We start from the raw sequence: 21,191 nt of genomic DNA on the forward strand, positions 1-21,191 counted from the left end.
TTACACAAAATAAAACATCAAAGTAGCATGGTTTTAACCAAATTAACAGAGGTACCTCATATGAAGAATTATTACATTAGGAAATATAACCTCGTTAACAAAGTTTGAAAAAATGATGTTCTAGTAATTTTTACATGACACAATCATGTATCGTGTGGTACACTCTGATTACTTTGCTTTAATTATAATAATTATAAAAAACAAAAGATCCTAAAGGTGATATTTATAGCAGAATATTCTCTAAAAAACTAAATCTAGTATGGTCCTAAAAAAGATATTTCTTAGTCAAACTAAAAAAACCTACTTTTTCTTACTTCGATAAATAAAAAAACCTACCAAACCAATTAATATATAGGGAATAACCATGAGATACACAATTCCATTATTGATTCCTTTTGCAGTCTCTTGCCCTTCTTCACTTTCTAAAACAGCCCTACACATTGCACACTGAGCCTCTACCGGAAGAGTCGCTAGAAATAATACAACAAATATGCCTGCTATTCTATAGTTCATTAAAGATCAAATTAGGTATAATATGGCGAAATCATACAATATACTATCACGCCAGTAATCGCAACATATAACCAAATTGGGAATGTAATTCGTGCTATCTTCTTATGTTTATCAAAACGTTCTGCTAGAGCCCTAACATACGTAATTAATACTAATGGAATCACTGCAATAGATAATACTATATGCGTAACAAGAATAAAATAATACACATATTGAATACCTCCTTCGCCTCCAAACTTTGTAGAATCACTAGTCATGTGATATGCTATATAAAGCAATAAAAACAATACTGAACAAAAAATTGCTGTTTTCATTAGTCGCTTATGTAGCACAATGTTCTTCTGTTTTATTGCCCATAATGCAATTAATAAAAGAACCGCTGTCAAACCATTAATTGTTGCATATATTGGTGGTAAAAAAGTAAGTGGTTGTACATCAAAACCCAATCTCCTGAGATTAACCCCAAACAATGCCGCCACTGCCAACGGAATTACAATAGACAAGGTGACAATCCATTTTTTATACTTTTTCTCTACGTCTGATGATGAACTTTTACTCATTGTTTTTTAGTAATTTCTTTATATCTTCTAATAGTATTGAAACTTGCTCCTCTTCTCCATTTTCATCCATCTTCTCTTCTATACCAATGGTACCTCTATAATAAACGATTGGATTTCCCGATGCGTCATATCTCGACCTAACATACCCGTCCTGATCGATTAATGCAAAATAGCCATTATGCTCAAAGCCTCCTGGAACATCAGGGTTTTCGGCAGCATAAATATTAAAACCAGCATTCGCAAGTTCATAAATATCTTCTCTTTCTCCTGTCAAAAAATGCCAATCAGGATCAGTAACCTTATAGTTTTCAGCATATTTTTTGAGTCTTCTAGGAGTATCATGCTTTGGGTTTATGGTAAAAGAAGCTACGCCAAAATTCTCATACTCCTTTAATTGATCCTGAAGATATACCAAATTACGGCTCATTCTAGGGCAAATAGTAGGACAACTGGTAAAGAAAAAGTCAACTACATACACTTTTCCTTTGTAATCATGATTTGTAATCAAAATACTATCCTGATCTAAGAAAGCAAAATCAGGTACTTTTTTTGGGATATTATTAAGTTTTATATAGCCGAGCTTCTCATTGGCTACAGGATTATTTGCACTCATCCTATCATTTTTTATGACAGAGGAGCCTTTGACTCTTTTTACAATTCTGGGAACGAAAATAATACCGAAGAGTAGTATTATAAATGATATCCCTACATATGAGTATTTTTTCATGAACTATCTATTGTAACGAAACTGTTTATCCATTCTTAAGATTCTATATCTTATTTTAGTTTTCTGTGCGATCCGCTTTATATTTTTTTAGTGCTAAACGATATTCTGCAAGAATTACTTTTATATCATCATTCATGACATTTGACAAATCAGCTACTGAGCTTGCATCATATCCATAAACTTCAATTTCATTTTCTTTTAATTTCCCATCTCTCCCTCTCAAGCTTCCATTCTTGTCTATGATATACACATAATTCGTTGCTAAATTTTCATCTAACGTGTGTGGCCCACCAAGACTATGAAACAAGGTTTTTATACGCTCAGGGGTTCCGAAAACAAATTTCCAACCTGAGACATCTGTTATATTATCTAACTCATCTAACAATTCTTTTGCCTCATCCTCACTTCCGAAAGGCAGCGCCATCACAAACTGAAAATCTCGAAAACCAGCATTCTTTTTGTATATTTTTTGATTTAGATTAAAGGCATTTCCTTGCTTATTAAAAATATCATTCCCTAAAAAACCAAGCACACTTATTTTGTCCTTAAACATTACTTGTTCATCAGAAAGTGCTTCAAAATTATTAAGATCCCCTATTTGATCATTCAGCACTGGTAGTTTAGAAAAATTATGTACTCCAGAAGCAAAAAACAAATAAGCTACTAATGGTAATATAAATAGAACACCTAAAACAAGAAATTTTTTCATGTAACGAATACCTTTTCTTATGGTCATTTACAACCATTTGATTAATTCGTATCTCTGATTAAAACAAGAAATAACATCTCTTTACTAATCATTTTGAATACGGTACAAAAATAAAAAAGACGGTTCAAAAAACCGTCTTTTTACAAAGCTTTTAACGTATTATAAAAAGAATTAAAAGTCCCAGCTTTTATGTCCTGCTTTAAATACTTCATATATATAATCTCCTTCTGTAAGGAGGATGAAAATCAAATAACTTACTAAGAAAATTCCTGTCCAAACTACAGATCTTCTTAATCCTTTTGTTTCTCCTTCCATATGCATGAATGACCAGGTAATATAATATGCTTTCCATATGGTAAGAATAATAAATATCCAGTTTAGTAATTTCATACTAATAAAAGTAGTATCTACTAAAAATGCTGGTTTTATAATTCCTAAGAATACTTCTACGATTGTAATTACAGAAAGTATAAAAAATACTTTCCAAATTAGCTTAGTATTTGATTCATGATGTGCTGTATCGTGTGCCATGTTATTAAACTTCTAAATTGTTATTAAACCAGGTAAAAGAATGTAAATACAAATACCCATACCAAATCTACAAAGTGCCAGTATAAACCAACCTTTTCGACCATCTCATAATTCTTTCTTCTTTCATAAGTACCAAGAATTACATTAATGAAGATAATGATATTGATAATTACCCCTGAAAATACGTGGAAACCGTGAAAACCAGTTATAAAGAAAAAGAAGTTAGCAAATAGCGGTGTTCCGTATTCATTATGAACTAAGTTTGCTCCTTCTACAATACCAATTGCGTCTTTATTTAATCTCTTTAGAGATTCTTCTCTTGAAAGTATTGTCTTTTCACCTTTATCCGTAAGGATCTGTGTTCTTAAAACGATATCCTTTCGTTTTGTAAAACCTGCTTTTATTTCTGCAATTGTATAGGTAGGAAGTGTTGCCTCCTTATCATACCAAATACCATTTTTACTTTCATGCTGTGCTCTATCACTATGATGATCCACAATAGCAATGTCTTCTAACTTCACTCTATGACCATCTGCATCAACAAACTGTAGAATCTGACCTCCTCTAGTCTCTATTGCACCATATTCTCCTTTGATAAAGTTTTTCCACTCCCATGCTTGAGAACCAACAAAAATGGCACCACCAATAATAGTAAGAAACATGTACAAAATCACCTTTTTCTGTTTCATCTGATGACCTGCATCTACAGCTAATACCATTGTAACTGATGAAAAAATCAGAATAAAGGTCATTAAAGCTACATAATACATAGGCGCATCAACGCCATGTAAGAATGGGAAGTGATTAAATACTTCGTCGGCAATTGGCCATGAATCTATAAACTTAAATCTCGAAAAACCATATGCGGCAAGAAAACCTGAAAATGTAAGGGCATCCGAAAGGATAAAAAACCACATCATCATTTTACCATAACTCACCTTGAGTGGCTGATTTCCACCTCCCCAGATTTTATCTTCAGTGCCTGTTTTAGTAACAGCTGTTTCCATATAAAGAATTTGGTGTTGTTAAATTTTCCACAAAAATAATCAATTTTATCATTTCAGATGCTCAATTTTATTTTTTAATTAAACGGATTATACTTTGCAGAAACAATCTATTTTCTGAACATCATTACTATGTTTCGCCTTATTTGACAAAAAACAAGAACAAAAATAGATAAACCCACAGAAAATCAACAAAATGCCAATACATAGCACCTAGTTCTAGACCTAAAGTTTCTCCTCTTTTATATTTTTGTTTAAAATGATTATAAATTACAACTAAAAGCATAATAATCCCTCCAAAGATATGAGCAAGGTGGGTAACTACGATTACAAACATAAATGTAGTAACAATTGTAGAAGTAGGCCCTGTAAAGTGATACCCCTGACGAATCATATCACTAAATCCTTCGAATTGCATGCTAATAAATACAATACCCAGCATAAGTGTTGATAGCAGTAATAATGTTGCTAATTTTCTATTATCTTTTTCTATTGCTTTTTTTACCAAATGAAAAGTAACACTACTAGCAATTATAACTAATACACTATAAATAAAGACTTGAGGAAACACTAAATCTGTCGCCCAATCTTTTCTACTCTTACTAACCACATAGGCACTCGTAAGTCCTGCAAATACCATTGCCATGCTAATCATAGCAAACCACATCATGGTTTTCTTCGATTTTTTTACTTTTTCCTGGGTAGTTCCCTGAGTTAAATCCATATCCGAATAAATTTATCAGCTACATAAATGATTTGTAATAGGGTAATATACAACACACTCATCAACATTAATTTTTTTGCTGTTTTGGCATCTCTTTCGTTATAAAGGTGAACAGCGGACCTTAACAAAACCAACCCCAATACTAAAATAATCACTCCAGACACTGGTGTCAAATACAAGCTACCTGTAACTCCAAAAACCGGAATTAACGAAGTAACGATGGTCCATACGGTATAAATTAACACCTGAACAGCGGTTCCTTTATCTTTTTTTCCTGTCGGAAGCATAAAAAAGCCTCCTTTTTTATAATCATCATATAAAAACCAACCAATTGCCCAAAAATGCGGAAATTGCCAAAAGAACTGGATCATAAAAAGTGTCCCCGGTTCGATCCCAAAATTATCAGTTGCTGCAACCCAACCTAACATAAAGGGAATAGCCCCCGGTATAGCACCTACAAAAACAGATAATGGGGTTTTGGTCTTTAGTGGTGTATACAAACTCACATAGATAAAAATAGAAATCGCACCAAACATGGCTGTTTGTGGATTAATAATATATAATACAATAATCCCTGCCAGCGTAAATAGTGTCGCAATTGCAAAGGCTGTATTAACAGTCATTCTCCCTGAAGGAATCGGTCTATTCTTAGTGCGATCCATCAATTTATCCAAATCTCTTTCTATAATCTGGTTAAAAGCATTTGAGGCTCCGACCATAAAATAACCGCCTATCGCAAGAAGCAATACGGTACTCCATGAAATTGTATCTACCCCTAATAGATAACCAGCTACAGAAGAAAAAACCACACTCAATGCCAAACGCATTTTTGTGATTTCCTTAAAATCCTGAATAACAGAAGTTTTTACGGTATTAATTTGGGTTACGTTCAAGTCTTGCACGTTTTCTGATAGCATTTTTGTAAAAGTGGTGCAAAGATATAGCTTAAAAGCATTTTAGACAACTTATAACTAAGTATAATTCACCTTTTAACAAGCCGATGGAGACATGATAAAAGGTCTATAGCGATTGCACCTAGTAACTAAAAAACAAAGGCACCATACATAGTGCCTTTGTTGTATCATCTTATAAGAATAAACGTAATCTAGATTTCTCTATACTTGATAGTATTTTTATTATATCAGTCTTGAATCTGAAAAACAATAGGTAACTGATATTTTACTGGCACCGGTTTTCCTCTTTGTTTACCCGGTGTCATTTCAGGGAATAGATCAATCACTCGTTTTGCTTCTCTTTCTAATCGAGGATGTGGTGCCCTTATCTGGATATTAGTAATTGCTCCGCTTGCATCAACTTCAAACTGGGTATATATTCTCTGAATTCCTGCCAAGCCATATTCCTGCCCCAATCCAGTATTAAATCTTCTTGAAACAATCCTTGCAATTTTTTTTGAAAAACAAGCTGCCCTTTCTTTGTTTGTACTAAGCTTCTCACATCCCGGAAATATAGGAGCGGATTCAATCCGATCAAAAGGGACTACAATTTCTACCTCTTCTTCTTTATCGATGATATCACTAGATCTAATAGGAGCAGACTCTGTAGGCTGTACATTTTTAAAGATCTTATCTATATCCTTAAGGACATCAGTATCTTTTGCAATTTTAAATTCTTGAGGATCTACGACCGGCTTGGTATGCTTTGCTGCAATCACCTCTTTTGGTTTAGGCTCTTCATAAACTTTGAAATCATGACTCCATTCTACCGGAGCATCATCAATTGTAATTGGCGGATCTACCACAATATCATTGGGTATTGCGGTATATACTTCGAACATAAAAAATGAAAATAATAGACTTGCGATTAGTCCAATCTGAAAATTCACCAATGTATTTTTACGTACATTAGCGTCGTGCTTGTTACTCATAATATTTAGTTTTAACGTTACAAGTATCACTAAATCAACAAGCATACCAAAAAAGAATCCCGTCTACATATTTGTAGCGGGATTCTGATATTTTAAAGCTTCTTATTTTATTATAGAGACGCATAATTAATTATCTAATACTATAGGCAAAGCGTAGAGCATATCTACTGGTTTTTCATCGTAGATTGCTGACCCAATAACATATTGCGATAACAAATTAATTATACGACAAGCTTCTTCCTCTAATTTTTGATGATGGGCACGCGCTCTTATATCAGTGACTCCTCCGCATTCAGAGATTTTAAAACGTACAAATATTTTATTTTCTCCATGAATCCCTGCATTATCAACCATTTTTTTGTCAAAATTTTTACGTACGAATTTCACAATTTGTTTACTCATACATTTTTTAAACTGAGCATCATATTTTTCTGATTTCTTACAAAAAGAAAATTGAAATGGAATCAATTTATCATGATCCATCTTATTATTGGACCTATCTTCAGAAACATGAACATCATATTTATATTTAGAAGACATTGCATCTATTTTTTTCTTACCTAGCAAATTAAAGCCTTTCGTGTAAAGAACGTTTACTCTGACCCCATCTTGCTCACCTGGCTTCATATTTGGCGTGTGTGACAAAACCTCATAAACAGCATCTCTTATCTTCGTATTACCACCACTTACATCTGACACCATTAAAGTTCCATCGGTATCAATCATAAGTTGAATTTCAATTTTCATCTTACCCATAATAGCCATACTATCTTTTTTTGCAAGACGACTTAGACCTACCTGAATTGCGTCTATGATCTTTTTATCTACGCAATTTCTTTGCTCACAATATTGACTAAACCCTAAACATTTCTGAAAAACTGGTGGCACTTCTACCTCTTCAAAAGGAATGGTTTCTTTAGCTTCTTTTTTTAGATTTTCGTTTATTTTTTTACTTTTTATTCCTTCACTAGGAAATCCAACATAGCATGATGTAATCACAATAGATAGTACTAATAAACGTTTTATATATATTTTCATTTACCTTTTAACTTTTGTTTTTTAAATAAAGAATGTATCTATAAACAGGATGCATTTTTTGTAAATTATAACAAACGCCAAGTACATTTTTAGTTATGCACCTCAAATACAATAGGCAAAGAAAACATTTGATCTATTGGCTTTTGGTTATAAGTAGCTGGTTCTAAAACATATGAAGAAAGTAGTAAAACTATACGTTGCGCCTCTTTTTCAAACTCAGGATGTGGTCCTCTCGCCTTAACATCTGTAAGATTCCCACATTTAGAAATCGTAAAACGTACAAATATCTTATATGTTCCTGAAGAAACTAATTTCCCCGTCCTTATTGTATTAAAATTTTTAATCACAAATTTTTGAATTTGTTTACTAATACACTCATTAATTACAAAAGTACTTTTTGTATACTTCTTACTACATAACGAAAAATGAAATGGTATAATATCATCATTATTTAAACCAAGATTACCCTGCCCAACATCCTCTGTTATCTCGACAAAATCCTCAATTTTACCATCTAGATTTTTTTGCCTTTTGATAAAAAAATTCCTATCGTATAGAACATTGACCTGTGCTCCATTTTCTTTACCCGGTGTAATATCCTTCATTTTCGACAAAAAATTATAAATCAGTTTATTTATTTTGTCATTCTCCCCTTTCACACTTAATAGCGTAACATCTCCATTTGTATCAATCACAAAACTTGCATGACTTCTTGCAACTCCCTGGAGAAAATCACTATCATTTTTCAAAACCCTATCTATATATTTTTTCAACCCATTATCAATCCTTTTATCCACACAATTTCTTTGCTCACAATATTGACTAAACTCTAAACATTTTTCAAAAACTGGCGGCACTTCAACTTCATTAAAGGGTATAGTATCCAAAACGGAGGGCGCCATGGTACTCTTTTTTAAAAAAGCATCTTCGAAATCAGAAATATTATCAATAGCACCAAAACGTTCTGACCTACTAGTAAACCCTTGGTTAAAAAACAAAATCACCAATAACAATACTACATAAGCAAGCCTATATTGTAAACTTTCTTTCCTTATTCGTATTTTTATTTCTTGCATCGTAGTAATAATCAAATTACCTAAAGTTAAACAATAAAAAAATCCCATCTTATTCAGATGGGATTTTTTTAAATTATAAATAAGATATTATCTGTATCCTTAATTCTGTACTTGAAATACAATTGGCAAAGAATATAATACCCCTACAGCTTTTCCTCTTTGTTTACCTGGCGTCATTTTAGGCAACATTTTTACAACACGCTGCGCTTCTTTTTCTAATCTTGGGTGTGGTCCTCTTGCTTGAACACCTACAATATTACCTGTTCTATCGATCTTAAATCGCACGTAGATTCTATTTACACCTGATAAACCAAGTTCACTACCTAATTCTGTGTTGAATTTACGGTTTACGAACTTCTTAACCTTATCACTCATACACTTCTTCTTAGCAGCATTTCCTCCAACTTTTTCACAACCAGGAAAAACTGGTACATTTTCGATCACCGCAAATGGAACATCAGAGATTTCTTCTTCCTCTTCTACATCTTCCACTTCTTCTACCTCAACAATTTCTTCTTCCTGATTTGTTTCTGTAGATTCTATAATTGTTTCTTCTACTTCTTCTTCATCTTCTACTACATCAATAACTTCTGGAGCTGGTGGCGGAGGTGGAGGTGGTGGAGGTGTGTTCAAGTTTTGTGTAATTGGCACATCTTCTTCCTCTAATTCATCAAGATTTACCTGACCAATGTCAATATTACTTTTATCATAAGTCTTCCACTCGATTCCTCTCCAGGTTATAAAAAGAACTAAAATAAGGCCCAATTGAAGGAAAAGAGCACTTCGTTTAGTTAAATCTGCTTTAGGATTTTTCTTTGGTTCCATAATATATAATCGTTATAGTGTTGCTAAAATAGCTAATTTCTTTTGTAATTTCCTACTAAAGACGAAAATGTAAAACAAAAAATTTTTTTTTTAACTTTTATTCCTTTCTCAAACACTCGATAAAAAATCTTATCCTACTGATTTACCGATTGTTTCCTTTAATTTTATCACTTTACTTCTAAATACACTAAAAATAAGTAGCGCAAAAATCGTACCGCATGTATTTGCAACTGCATCATACCAATCAAAACTTCTATACGCAGTAAGCACTAATTGAAGTATTTCCATCAAAACACCATAAGAAATGCATATAGCTGCTGTGATAAACATACTTGTATTAAGACTTTTATTCCATTTTTTTGAAAAGAAAAGGGGTAAAAACCAACCAATAGCAAAAACGAAATAAGCTATAAAGTGTGCAATTTTATCTCCTCCATCAAAATCAACTTGTATTGGATTGGCAATTTTGGCCAATGAAGCCCAAGTCAATCCGCAGGTTAACCCAATAAGTAATAAAAAAAGGATTTTATCCTCCAATAACTTCTTTATAATCATCCGCAGATATTAACTCCTCTATTTGAGAGGCATCAGAAATCTTAATTTTAACCATCCATCCATCACCATAAGGGTCTGTATTCACTAATTCGGGATCATTCTCTAGCACCTCATTAAATTCGATAATCTCCCCTGTTAAAGGCTGAAACAAATCTGATACCGTCTTCACAGCCTCTACTGTTCCAAAAACCTCTTCTTTTTCTAATGTCTCCCCTATTGTTTCTACTTCGACATAAACGATATCACCCAATTCGCTTTGTGCAAAATCGGTAATTCCAACGGTAGCTACATCTCCATCAATTTTTATCCATTCGTGATCTTTGGTGTATTTTAAATCTGCAGGAATATTCATTGTAAATGATATTTATCAATTTGTTATTATCTGAGGACGAAAATAAATCTATTTTATTAGATTTTATATAATACATCTAAAAAAAAACGAAAAAATCAATCTCTTTGTAAAAATCAACAAACTCATAACAAGACAACATGTTTTGTTTATGAATAAACATATTGATTTTGACACAATCTATAGAAACTGAAACGCTGCATCTGAAACGAAACACAATATAACCTACATTAAGCAGAAGTAGGTTTTGAACTCACTATTACACAATTGTAATAAAAAATGAATCTATTTTAATTCCCAAAATTATACCTCAAAGTAAATCCTCCTCTAATAGTAGTTTGAGGAAAAGCGGTAGAAATTGAATATTCTGAGAAGGTATGATCATAAAATAATAATGCTGTTAAGTTTTTACTTAACGCATAATCTGCTGTAAACTTAATTCCGTAAATATCCTGACCGGCTGTTATCTGTACATTATCGAGATCCAAGTAACGCACCAAAGTTTCATTTTGCCTAAGAGACACATCGGCTCTAAGGTTAAGATCACTTTTTATTACTTGTTTTCTCCCACCTACTCTAGTGACAAAAGTAAGATCCTCTAGCCTATACCCAAGTCCAATTATATATTCATTTCCTTGAATTTCTGTAAGCAAATTATTATCAAAACTTAACGATAAAGCGCGGTCTTTTTTCCACTCTGCAAGAATTTTTATCGAATTCTTCATCTCCATATCCAATCTAATAAGCGGACTAAACTGTTCTGTTAAATTTACATTAGAGTACAACATTGGATTAATAAAATTATCCGATTCATCTACAGCATCGCGGTTATTAGCATTGTATTCTAAATTTGTCTGAAATTGATTAATGGTATAATTTGCTCTATACCCATGGGCCATAGAGAAACGTTTAAACCTTTTCTTAAACCATTTAATATTCATCAATCCCGTATACTTTATATCCCAATTCGGAAGTGGTATATCCCTAAACGCACCTTTCTGAACTTTGGAGGCATCTGTCCCAGAATATGCCGCCAAAAATGCAGGCAATAGGACAGCTTGATTTGTACCACCAAATCCGTCAGGAAAACCATCTCTGTCTCCATCAGCATCAACAAAACCATCTCCGTCTGAGTCACTAAAAGGATCTATCCCTCTTTCGACTGCCAGACGCTGTGCTATGATAAGCCTATTGTTTTTAAAATCTTCAAATGCTTCAGAATTAAATTGATCACTTTTACTAAAAGCAGTACCTATCAGTACCGTTGAGGATGTAAAGTTACCATATACATTTGGCGTCAAAGAGTTATACTCAAGATCACTGTTTACAACAAAATTTTCTGTATATGTATCAGAATAGTTTCTATTTGCACTAATATCAATCTTAAGATCATCTAAAAGCCCTAAAGTAGCCTGAACGTTAAGCTGCCTTCCTTCTACCTCTTTATACTGTTGATTAAAGTCCTGATACAAGGTAAGCCATCCGTTACGAGCAGCTATATCACGTATCTCAGATTGACTACCAAAAGTAAATCCAACAGTTGGTTTTAATGTCCCTACAAAACCAGGCTCTCTGACATATCCAGGTAGAAAAATCCCATTATCTTGTTGATAATTTACATTTACTTTTTTTACAGCCGTAACCAAACCAATTAAAGTATTATATGCTTTATCGCCAACACTTAATTTCCCTCTTCTATTTCGCGTATTGTTTTTTGGTGCGGCCTTGGACTTAGATTCTTCTTCATTTTTATCATTTGAATCCTTCTTATCCTTTGATTTTTTCCTTTTTGTACTTTTCCTACCAGGCCTCTTTTTGGTAAGACCAACATATTTATAAAGGGTATTCATATCTAAAGACCCATTTACAGAATGAACATTCGCGTTTTGAACTGTATTTCCTAAATCTGGAATATCATCTAATGTTTTGAAAACCTCACTACCTTTTACCCATTGAAAATCTGCACTATACGAATATGTTGCACGCATAAACTTGAATAATGGTATTTTGTTAAACGGAATTTCATAGTTTACCTGAAGTTGTTGACTATGTGTATTAGCGTCTCCTATATCAAAAAACCCACTCCATAAATCAATAGAATTATCTACTTCATTATTCTCATCTATAAAGTTTTTAACAATTCTATTATTTGCAGAAGTAAAATTAACACTTAATGACTTGGTTAAATTATAGTTGATTCCATATTGCCAATCATAAAGAAAATTACGTTGGTATAATGTTGGTAATCCTATATCGTCAGGCCCTAGAGTTATATCCCTAAAAATTTGCTCATTGTATTGCCTAGATATATTAGTACTAGCAGAAATACTCGTTGGCAATAAATTAAAGTTGAAATCTTTTAGTAAGTTAAAATATTTACTCTTTCCTAAGAGCTTAATTTTTTTGAAAGGTTCTACTTCTTTAGGCTGAAAACCGAAATCATAAGTAGCGCCTACTCTCACATTTTGGTCTAATGATTTCTCGATCTCAAAATCACGATGATCTGTCTGATTATAGGTTCCCGAAAATGTAAAGTTTTCTACATCATATGGCATCGGCTTAGCATCGCCCATTCTTTCTTTTCGCAATCCGATAACATTAAAACTTTGTCGTTCTGTATAATCTGTAGACTGCTCTTCGACACGTTTTTTCTCTGCTGGATCTGTTATATTATCGAGTCTCGCTTGAAGTTCTAAATCTAAAAATTCAGGATCATACTGCGGTGTTATCAACTCCTCACCTCTACTATAATTAAACGGTAACTGTATCCCCCATTTCTTAGGAAGTAATTGTCCCAAATTTACGTTTGCAGTTAGGTCATATTGCTTAACATCCTCTAGACTACGCTCATTAGGACCTTGTTCAATACCTCCAAATCCAATAGTACTAACTCTTCCCGAAGCACTTATATTGGCAAAATCTGCAATATTAGCATCCATACTTCCTATAGCGGCCCAACCTCCTTGGTTCTTAAGATCTGTTAGACGCATTTCATTAAACCAAACCTCTCCTGATTTTTCGCTTCCACTTTCATTTTTGACTCCAACCATCATCACTCGAACATCTCCAAAATTAGGATTACCCTTCACCCCAATCCTTAAATTACCAAGACTATTGTTTGGCCCAGGATTAATAGTAGGAGTATCACCATTCGCATTAAAATAAACAAGTGATGTCGAATCAAAATTTGCGTTTCCGATAACGGCTGATTTTATTTTTTGTAATAGACTTAAGTCTAAATTCAATCGGTTATTACTTGGCCAAACACCATCTGGAGATTGATCATTACTACCCGAAACCTGCAATGGCAATTCTATTTGATAGAAGTTATTTGTAAAATCACTTCCCATTCTAATAAAAGCTACCAAATTACCATCTCTAAGCTCTGCCTGGCCATCTAATGATTCTGCATGAAGGAACATTTCTAAGTTTTCATACTGTCGCATGTCTACATTAAAATTCTTATACACACCACGAGCATCTCCTGTCTGTAATTGATTTACCTCAAGAGAAAGCGCCCTTTCATCTTCTCTAATAATATTGTTATTGGTATTTAACTCTTCTCTTACTACCCCAGGTGGAGTTGCATAATTCTGAGTATCCTCCTCACTAACAGAAGTTACAATAACATCAAAAATTTCACTATCTCCAGAAAAACCATCTGCATTCGTATTAATACCGCTATTAGGATCATTTACCCCTGTTCCTGAAACAGCATATCGCCTATAATCTCCCCTAACCAGATCCATATTACCAAACCTCAATAATGTTGGTTGCTCAAAACCTGTTAAATACATTCTCATAAAACGTATAGACCTATAATCACTGATCCCATTTACTGCTCTATCTGGTTCATATATCGGAATCTTAAATCGTACCCAACGTGTATTAAATTGCAATCCAGACACTTCTATTGGAACATTTGGAATTACATCAGAAATATAACCTGTACCCCCATCATTACCTGCATCCATTCCTCTAAAAATAGGAATCTCATACTCAAAATAACTATCAATGGTATTCATTGTATTATCCCTATTTACATCTTCTGCTGTTGGATAGGTAGTATTCCCTCTATTAGTATCAGTCACCTCAGTTGGAGAATTACCTTCTACACCGTTATAATTACTATATCGCTCTAACACATCTCCATCAGCTTGAAGAAAATAGGTGTAATTATCTGCTGCCGGATCATCTAACGACTGAAATGCTGCAAATTCTTCTTTCTGCTTTTCTTCTGCATCTGTTAACCCATCAAATCCTGCATCCTGAGCAGTTCTGTCTGCTCCTTCAGAATCAAAAGCGTATATCAAAGATTGATTAACAGGGACTCGTGCATATTCTGTATCAACAAAACTTTCACCATTTGAAGAAGTAGGCAATCCATTTTCATATTGTTTTCTACCATCTCTTAGCACATCCTCACTAATATTCCCTAGGTTAAAAACAATAGTTCCTCCCGGATTATCCACATCATCAAACTGAAAAGGATCCATCAACCAAAACTCAATAAACTCTACATTAGACTGTTCAAAGTTGGTTGATGTTAATTGTCGTGTTATTCCTGCAAAATTATTTCTAGGATCCGGAGCAGCATCACTGCTATTAGGAGCGTATGCGGGATTAAAGTTATAAGGACCTCTGGTACCCGGATCATAGTTTAAATCCAACGTTTGTATTGCCAACGATTGCCCAACAACCACATCAGTGTTTTCAAATATCTCCTGTAGAAATACTCTTCTGGTAGCATTAGAAGCCAAATCAAATTCTGAAATACCACTAGGTCTACTATTACTATAAAAAATAGGATCAATAGAATACCAGGAAAGCTTCGCTCTTCTATAGCCAGACTCGATCCCATCTATAATCACATCACTAGCTATATTATCAGGATCTCCAAAACCAATAGGAACACTCGATAATTCCCAAGAAAGTGGTGAACTAATATCTATCTGAGTTTGAGCTCCTTCAAAATCATCAATATACGTTGTAACCTTACCTTCAAAATCAGCGCCCTTTGGTGCTCCTGCAATAAGATAAGCTGCTTCTGCTCTCAGTGATATATTTGACGGCACATCAGTATCTATATTTGGCAATTTATTTACCATTCTTGTTAGAAAAGGAACCTCGGTAGCATAAGCGACATTAGTACCTAATATTGTATTATTGATTGGCTCAAAATCATAACTGGATTTTTGGGTGATCGGACGCTCATTCAAGTTTAAAAAAGTACCTCCTACTATAAAATCATCACTAAATTTATGCTCTATGTTTATACCTGTAAAACGTTTTGTTTGTTGACCAAAAACAGCATTGTTTTCTGTAGACACTTCGATCGGAGTATCAGAGGATGCCAATGCTTCATCTAGAATAGTCACTCTACCTAACTGATAATTCACCGTATAATCAACTCCTTCTTGCAGTACTCTACCTCCTGCGGTTACCGTTACAGAACCTTGTGGCACATTAAATGCCCCTAACGAAATACCGCCCTGACCAGAAGATTTATATCGTCCTTTTAACTGAAAATAGTTTTTATCTGCTGATTCTTGTTCTGCAATAACCTTTGTCTTGGTATATAAGTCTCTAAATACGTACTTCTCTTGATTTGGATTATATGTAGTTTCGTTTGTATAGTTTGTTACTGACGAACCATTATCCAACTTATTAAAGAGATGCTCTCCAAAAGGCTCTACTGTTGTAAAAATAATTCGACCATTTTGTGTATCAACAGTTATTCCAGAAGTATAATCAAAGAACCCGTCTCCTCCTTGCACCGGATCATTATTTGTGTTAAGTCGATCTAAATTAAAAACCTTAAGCAAGGTAGTTTGCTCAACATCTTCGGGTAAAGCGAGTGATGACCCCTCTGCTGCCGTAATATAATTTACAGGAGAAGGATTAGAATATAAGATATTAAGTACAAAATCATTTTGCTCAAGACTATATGCACCAGTGTTGTAAATATTTTTCATCATTAGATCCCACATTGGTCTTGTCACATCAACAATAGGGCTCTTAAGCATTCTAACTACTAAACTTTGACTAGAACCAGCTGCAACATCATCTGTTTCTGTACTTTCTCCCACCGTAGCATCTACCCCATCATTGGCAAACTCTCCTACCTGAAAAACTTTACCTCCTACAGTATATTGAAAGGCAACTGCCAATACCTCATCGTTATTCAATCGTTGATTAAGAGAAATATACCCTAACTGTGTATTTAAGGTATACTCATTCGTCCCTAGCTTTTTTGCATTTTCTAAAATGGCATAATCCGTTCCTTCATTAAACGTCGCTAACGGGCCAATAAACCCTTGTCTAACGGTCGATATTTGTCTTACTGACTCTGTAATTGGTCCTGAAGCATCTATTTCTGAAGGATCCAAATCATTATTACTATTATCTGGAAATGCTCCCGAACCTGTATTAAATAATGTTGAAGGGATACTAAAATTTCCTGCATCTGGTGATTCACCAAGATCTTGTAATGCAACTATATTACGTGCATTCGTCAATGTCTGCGTACTTGCAGCATTATTTGTTACCCAAACCTCGATCCTTGTAATCTGAATATTATTATTTATAAAAGGATAACTCTCTAAGGCTTCATCATAATTATCTCGAAAATAATGCGATAAGAAGAAATGCCTATTTTCATCATAATCCAACGCAAAAACTTCAAAATCTTCTACTGTACCACCTCCTTCAACACTTACTGATTTTGTTTCAGAACGCTGCTCAGAAAACACTCCTGTTATTGTAGTTCTACCGAACTGGAATCCCATTTTAACCCCAAAAAGACTCTGGGCACCCTGAATTAATGAGCTGTTAATAGGCATGCTTACGTTACCCACTTCTATACTCTGTATTATATCGTCTTCTGTAGGTGTATATTCTAACTTTAATTGATTCTGAAAATCAAAAGTAGATTCTGTATCATAATTGGCTGTCACCTGTAACCTTGTTCCTATTTTTCCTAATAAGCTCAAACTAATTCTTTGATCAAAATCAAAGGTAAAATTACTCTGATTTCGAGGTGAAAATGCAGGATTGTCTTGTTTGGTATATAACAATCCTAAATCCATTTCTACAGATCCTTGGGGAATAATTTCTATTTCACTTCCCCCGAAAACCGATTCAAAAAAATTAGAATTCACATAAAATATAGGAAGTAAATTTTTTCGCTTTTCTTCACTACCATCCTGTTTACCACTGAAGGCTGCAATTTTTTCTTTAAAATAAGCTTTGCGTTGTTCTTCTTCTACCAGGGCCTCAAATTCTGCTGGGGTTAAAAACAACGGATATTTTACATTAAAATCACCCAGCATTTCCCTATAAATATATCTATTGGTAATAGGATCATATTCATATTTAGCAATAATACTATTTGGATCTGGTAAGGAAATCTCGCCCATAGAAAACGTAGTACTTGTAGAATCGCGAACAGTTTCATTTTCCTGACCATGCAAAATACTACTACCAAGCATCATCAAGCATACTAATATCCTAAAAAAACCAAAGTGTAAATAACTAGAAGAACTCAATGTTTTTATAAATTTTTTAGTGCTTGTTTAATAATATTTTCAACCGTTTCTTTAGGACTCACTCTTAAGACTTTATCAACTACTTTTTCCGCAATTTTTCTATTAAATCCGAGGGTTTCTAATGCTGATAACGCTTCATCTTTATTAGTATTGTTTTGTGATGGAGAAACTTCGTCAATATTATAAACTTTAAGAATTTTATCTTTCAAATCTATAATAACCCTTTGTGCCGTTTTTGCGCCAATACCTTTGATTGACTGAATTGTTGCAACATCATTAGAAGCAATCGCTTCTTTTATTTGATCTGGGTGCAAGGATGACAACATGGTTCTTGCTGTGCTAGCACCTATCCCAGAAACAGAAATTAAAAGTCTAAAGATTTCTCTTTCTGACTTCTCTGCAAAACCAAATAGTGTATGAGAATCCTCTTTAACTTGTAAGTGTGTATAGAGCTGTAGTGCTTCTCCTTCAGGGATTAAAGAATATGTATGTAATGAAATATGTAAAAGATACCCTACTCCATTACAATCTAGTACTACATCAGTAGGATTTTTTTCTACAAGCCTCCCTTTGATATGTGTGATCATTTGTTAATTTGATGTTAAGCGTCCAAATGTAGTGAAATTCTTCTACATATGTTTAATAAAAACAAGCTTTACAGGATGGTTTCTAAGGGAAATTATACCCTTTTATTTCCTGAACAAGAATTAAATAAGCCCTTACTTAGATTATATTTATAAACATTCCTATTCCATTAATTGTAACTGCAGTTCTCTTTTTTCTTTTTCTTGCGCATCAATTACAGCAACGGCTGCCATATTAATCATTTCCTCTACACTTGCTCCTAATTGTAGTATATGTACTGGCTTTCTCATACCCATCATGATAGGACCAATAGACTCAGCATTGTTTAACTCACTTATAAGCTTGTAATTACTATTTGCAGAATCTAAATTCGGAAATACTAATGTATTTACTTTTTGACCATTAAGCTTTGAAAAAGGAAATTTATCTTTTCTCATTTCTTTATTTAATGCAAAATTCATTTGCAACCCTCCATCTACGATCATATCAGGATAATACCTATGCAAATGCGCAACAGCTTCTTGAACTTTGGCCGCTCCTGGATGTTTTGATGACCCAAAATTCGCGTATGAAATCATTGCTACAATAGGCTTTATACCAAACATTTCGATGGTTTTTGCCGTCATTTGAGCAATTTTTGCTAACTCTCTTGACGAAGGCTCTATGTTAATAGAGGTATCACTAATAAACAGAGGACCACGATCGGTCATCATAATATTCATTGTGGCAATACGATTCACTCCTTTGGCCAATCCAATAAGGTCTAGCATCGGTTTTACAACGGTTGGGTAACTTCGAGAATACCCTGACAGTAACGCATCAGCATCTCCTTCATTTACCATCATTGCTCCGAAATAATTACGTTCTCGCATTAATTTTTCTGCGTCATATTTCGTAATTCCTTTACGCTTATTACTTTTCCAATATTTCTTAGCGTATCTATTCTTTCGTTCGAACTCCTCATCCGCCTTTGGGTCGATTATAGTAACTTCTGATGGATCAAAGTCAATCTCCTTCATTAGTTCAATAATAATATCTTGTCGCCCTAATAATATAGGAAAACCTATTCCTTCTTCTTTTACTGTTTGAGCAGCTTTTAAGACCGCAAGATGATCTCCTTCTGTAAAAACGATTCGCTTAGGATTTGTTCGCGCTCTATCTATAAGTAGTCTCACTAGTTTATTATCGTTGCCCATACGTTCTAGCAATTCATCTTCATATTTCCCCCAATCTGTTATAGGAGCGGTAGCTACACCACTTTCTATTGCAGCTTTTGCTACTGCCGGAGGTACTTTAGACATAAGTCTTGGGTCAAATGGTTTAGGAATAATATATTCTTTCCCAAAATTTAATCGTGTTTCTCCATAGGCTATATTCACTTGTTCGGGCACAGGTTCTTTGGCCAATTCTGCCAATGCTTTTACGGCCGCCATCTTCATTTCTTCATTAATTGCAGTTGCTCTCACATCGAGAGCTCCTCTAAAAATAAAAGGAAACCCAAGTACATTGTTTACTTGATTAGGATGATCACTTCTTCCTGTTGCCATGATAACATCTTTTCTTGTTTTGACAGCAAGATCATATTTTATTTCAGGATCTGGATTTGCCATGGCAAAAACAATAGGATCATTTGCCATCGTTAGGAGCATATCAGGAGTCACCAAATCGGCCATTGACAAACCTATAAACACGTCTGCATAATGCATCGCATCTTTTAACTCATGAAGGTCTCGACTTGTCGCAAACTCAGCTTTCTCCTTGGTAAGGTTCTCACGATCCTTACGGATCACTCCTTTACTATCAGTCATTACGATATTTTCTGCCTTGGCCCCAAAAGCCTTGTACAATCTAGTACAAGAAACGGCAGCAGCTCCTGCACCGCTGACTACTATTCTAACATCTTCTATCTTTTTCTTTGTTAACTCTAATGCATTTAACAAAGCTGCTGCTGAAATAATCGCAGTGCCATGTTGATCATCATGCATTACAGGTATATCGAGCTCTTCTTTTAATCTTCTTTCTATTTCGAATGCCTCAGGAGCCTTTATATCTTCTAAGTTTATACCTCCAAATGTCGGGGCAATGTTCTTGACAGTTTCTATAAATGCATCAACATCTGTGGTATCAACCTCGATATCAAACACATCTATATCGGCAAAAATCTTAAACAACAAGCCTTTTCCTTCCATCACAGGTTTTGAAGCTTCTGGACCTATATTACCTAGCCCCAATACAGCTGTACCATTAGATATAACAGCTACAAGATTACCTTTTGCTGTGTATTTATATACATTGGCTTTTTCTTTTTCTATTTCTAAACAAGGTTCTGCTACTCCTGGAGAATATGCTAATGACAGATCTCTTTGCGTTGCATACTTCTTCGTAGGCACCACTTTTATTTTACCTGGTATTGGTTTAGCATGATACACTAAAGCCTCTCTTCTTTTACTTTCGATACTCATATTACTTCAAGATAAATGTGCTAATAAAAATAAATTGATCTTAAACTTACGTCAAATAAATCTAAAAACACAAACATGAACATTTGTTTTAGGATTTATTT

17 protein-coding genes are annotated in these 21,191 nt (G+C 34.1%); all 17 read right to left on the minus strand.

Going from position 1 to position 21,191, the window contains the following annotated elements; genetic code table 11:
* Positions 1–300 precede the first annotated feature (300 nt).
* On the minus strand, positions 301–513 hold the full coding sequence (locus DZ60_RS0104975; RefSeq protein ID WP_025740988.1) for a hypothetical protein: 213 nt from the start codon (positions 511–513) through the stop codon (positions 301–303).
* An 11-nt stretch (positions 514–524) separates the two neighbouring features.
* Positions 525–1,073: a DUF420 domain-containing protein gene (locus DZ60_RS0104980; RefSeq protein ID WP_025740990.1), complete on the minus strand. Its 549-nt coding sequence runs from the start codon at positions 1,071–1,073 to the stop codon at positions 525–527.
* Positions 1,066–1,800, minus strand: coding sequence for an SCO family protein (locus tag DZ60_RS0104985; RefSeq protein WP_025740991.1), 735 nt, complete (start codon positions 1,798–1,800; stop codon positions 1,066–1,068). Before DZ60_RS0104985 ends, DZ60_RS0104980 begins: the two co-directional genes overlap by 8 nt.
* A gap of 55 nt (positions 1,801–1,855) precedes the next feature.
* Positions 1,856–2,509 carry a membrane protein gene (locus DZ60_RS0104990; protein WP_025740992.1) on the minus strand — a complete coding sequence of 218 codons (654 nt, stop codon included), beginning with the start codon at positions 2,507–2,509 and terminating at the stop codon, positions 1,856–1,858.
* 171 nt (positions 2,510–2,680) lie between these two features.
* Positions 2,681–3,040, minus strand: coding sequence for a cytochrome C oxidase subunit IV family protein (locus DZ60_RS0104995; RefSeq protein ID WP_025740993.1), 360 nt, complete (start codon positions 3,038–3,040; stop codon positions 2,681–2,683).
* Between the two features lie 23 nt (positions 3,041–3,063).
* Positions 3,064–4,047: a cytochrome c oxidase subunit 3 gene (locus DZ60_RS0105000; RefSeq protein ID WP_025740994.1), complete on the minus strand. Its 984-nt coding sequence runs from the start codon at positions 4,045–4,047 to the stop codon at positions 3,064–3,066.
* Between the two features lie 139 nt (positions 4,048–4,186).
* Positions 4,187–4,768 carry a cytochrome c oxidase subunit 3 gene (locus DZ60_RS0105005; RefSeq protein WP_025740995.1) on the minus strand — a complete coding sequence of 194 codons (582 nt, stop codon included), beginning with the start codon at positions 4,766–4,768 and terminating at the stop codon, positions 4,187–4,189.
* On the minus strand, positions 4,759–5,685 hold the full coding sequence (gene cyoE / locus DZ60_RS0105010; protein WP_162831959.1) for a heme o synthase: 927 nt from the start codon (positions 5,683–5,685) through the stop codon (positions 4,759–4,761). Before cyoE ends, DZ60_RS0105005 begins: the two co-directional genes overlap by 10 nt.
* A gap of 224 nt (positions 5,686–5,909) precedes the next feature.
* The gene (locus DZ60_RS0105015; protein ID WP_034228790.1) at positions 5,910–6,653 is read right to left on the minus strand and encodes an energy transducer TonB; all 744 of its coding nucleotides are present in this window, start codon (positions 6,651–6,653) and stop codon (positions 5,910–5,912) included.
* Between the two features lie 126 nt (positions 6,654–6,779).
* Positions 6,780–7,691 (minus strand): energy transducer TonB, encoded by a 912-nt coding sequence (locus DZ60_RS24020; RefSeq protein ID WP_025740998.1) that lies wholly within the window; start codon positions 7,689–7,691, stop codon positions 6,780–6,782.
* An 89-nt stretch (positions 7,692–7,780) separates the two neighbouring features.
* A complete protein-coding gene (locus tag DZ60_RS24025; RefSeq protein WP_161634366.1) occupies positions 7,781–8,767 on the minus strand; it encodes an energy transducer TonB in 987 nt (328 codons plus the stop codon).
* 99 nt (positions 8,768–8,866) lie between these two features.
* A complete protein-coding gene (locus DZ60_RS0105030) occupies positions 8,867–9,592 on the minus strand; it encodes an energy transducer TonB (RefSeq protein WP_025741000.1) in 726 nt (241 codons plus the stop codon).
* 129 nt (positions 9,593–9,721) lie between these two features.
* Positions 9,722–10,147 (minus strand): VanZ family protein, encoded by a 426-nt coding sequence (locus tag DZ60_RS24030; protein WP_025741001.1) that lies wholly within the window; start codon positions 10,145–10,147, stop codon positions 9,722–9,724.
* Positions 10,119–10,499, minus strand: a complete 381-nt coding sequence (gene gcvH, locus DZ60_RS0105040) for a glycine cleavage system protein GcvH (protein ID WP_025741002.1) — start codon at positions 10,497–10,499, stop codon at positions 10,119–10,121. The genes DZ60_RS24030 and gcvH overlap by 29 nt, the downstream gene beginning before the upstream one ends.
* A gap of 287 nt (positions 10,500–10,786) precedes the next feature.
* Positions 10,787–17,989, minus strand: a complete 7,203-nt coding sequence (gene sov, locus DZ60_RS0105045) for a T9SS outer membrane translocon Sov/SprA (protein WP_081740397.1) — start codon at positions 17,987–17,989, stop codon at positions 10,787–10,789.
* Between the two features lie 59 nt (positions 17,990–18,048).
* Positions 18,049–18,630: a Holliday junction branch migration protein RuvA gene (gene ruvA / locus DZ60_RS0105050; protein WP_025741004.1), complete on the minus strand. Its 582-nt coding sequence runs from the start codon at positions 18,628–18,630 to the stop codon at positions 18,049–18,051.
* Between the two features lie 159 nt (positions 18,631–18,789).
* The gene (locus DZ60_RS0105055; RefSeq protein WP_025741005.1) at positions 18,790–21,090 is read right to left on the minus strand and encodes an NADP-dependent malic enzyme; all 2,301 of its coding nucleotides are present in this window, start codon (positions 21,088–21,090) and stop codon (positions 18,790–18,792) included.
* Positions 21,091–21,191 lie beyond the last annotated feature (101 nt).

Origin of the sequence: Aquimarina pacifica, from assembly GCF_000520955.1 — a bacterium.
Classification (GTDB): Bacteria; Bacteroidota; Bacteroidia; order Flavobacteriales; family Flavobacteriaceae; genus Aquimarina; species Aquimarina pacifica.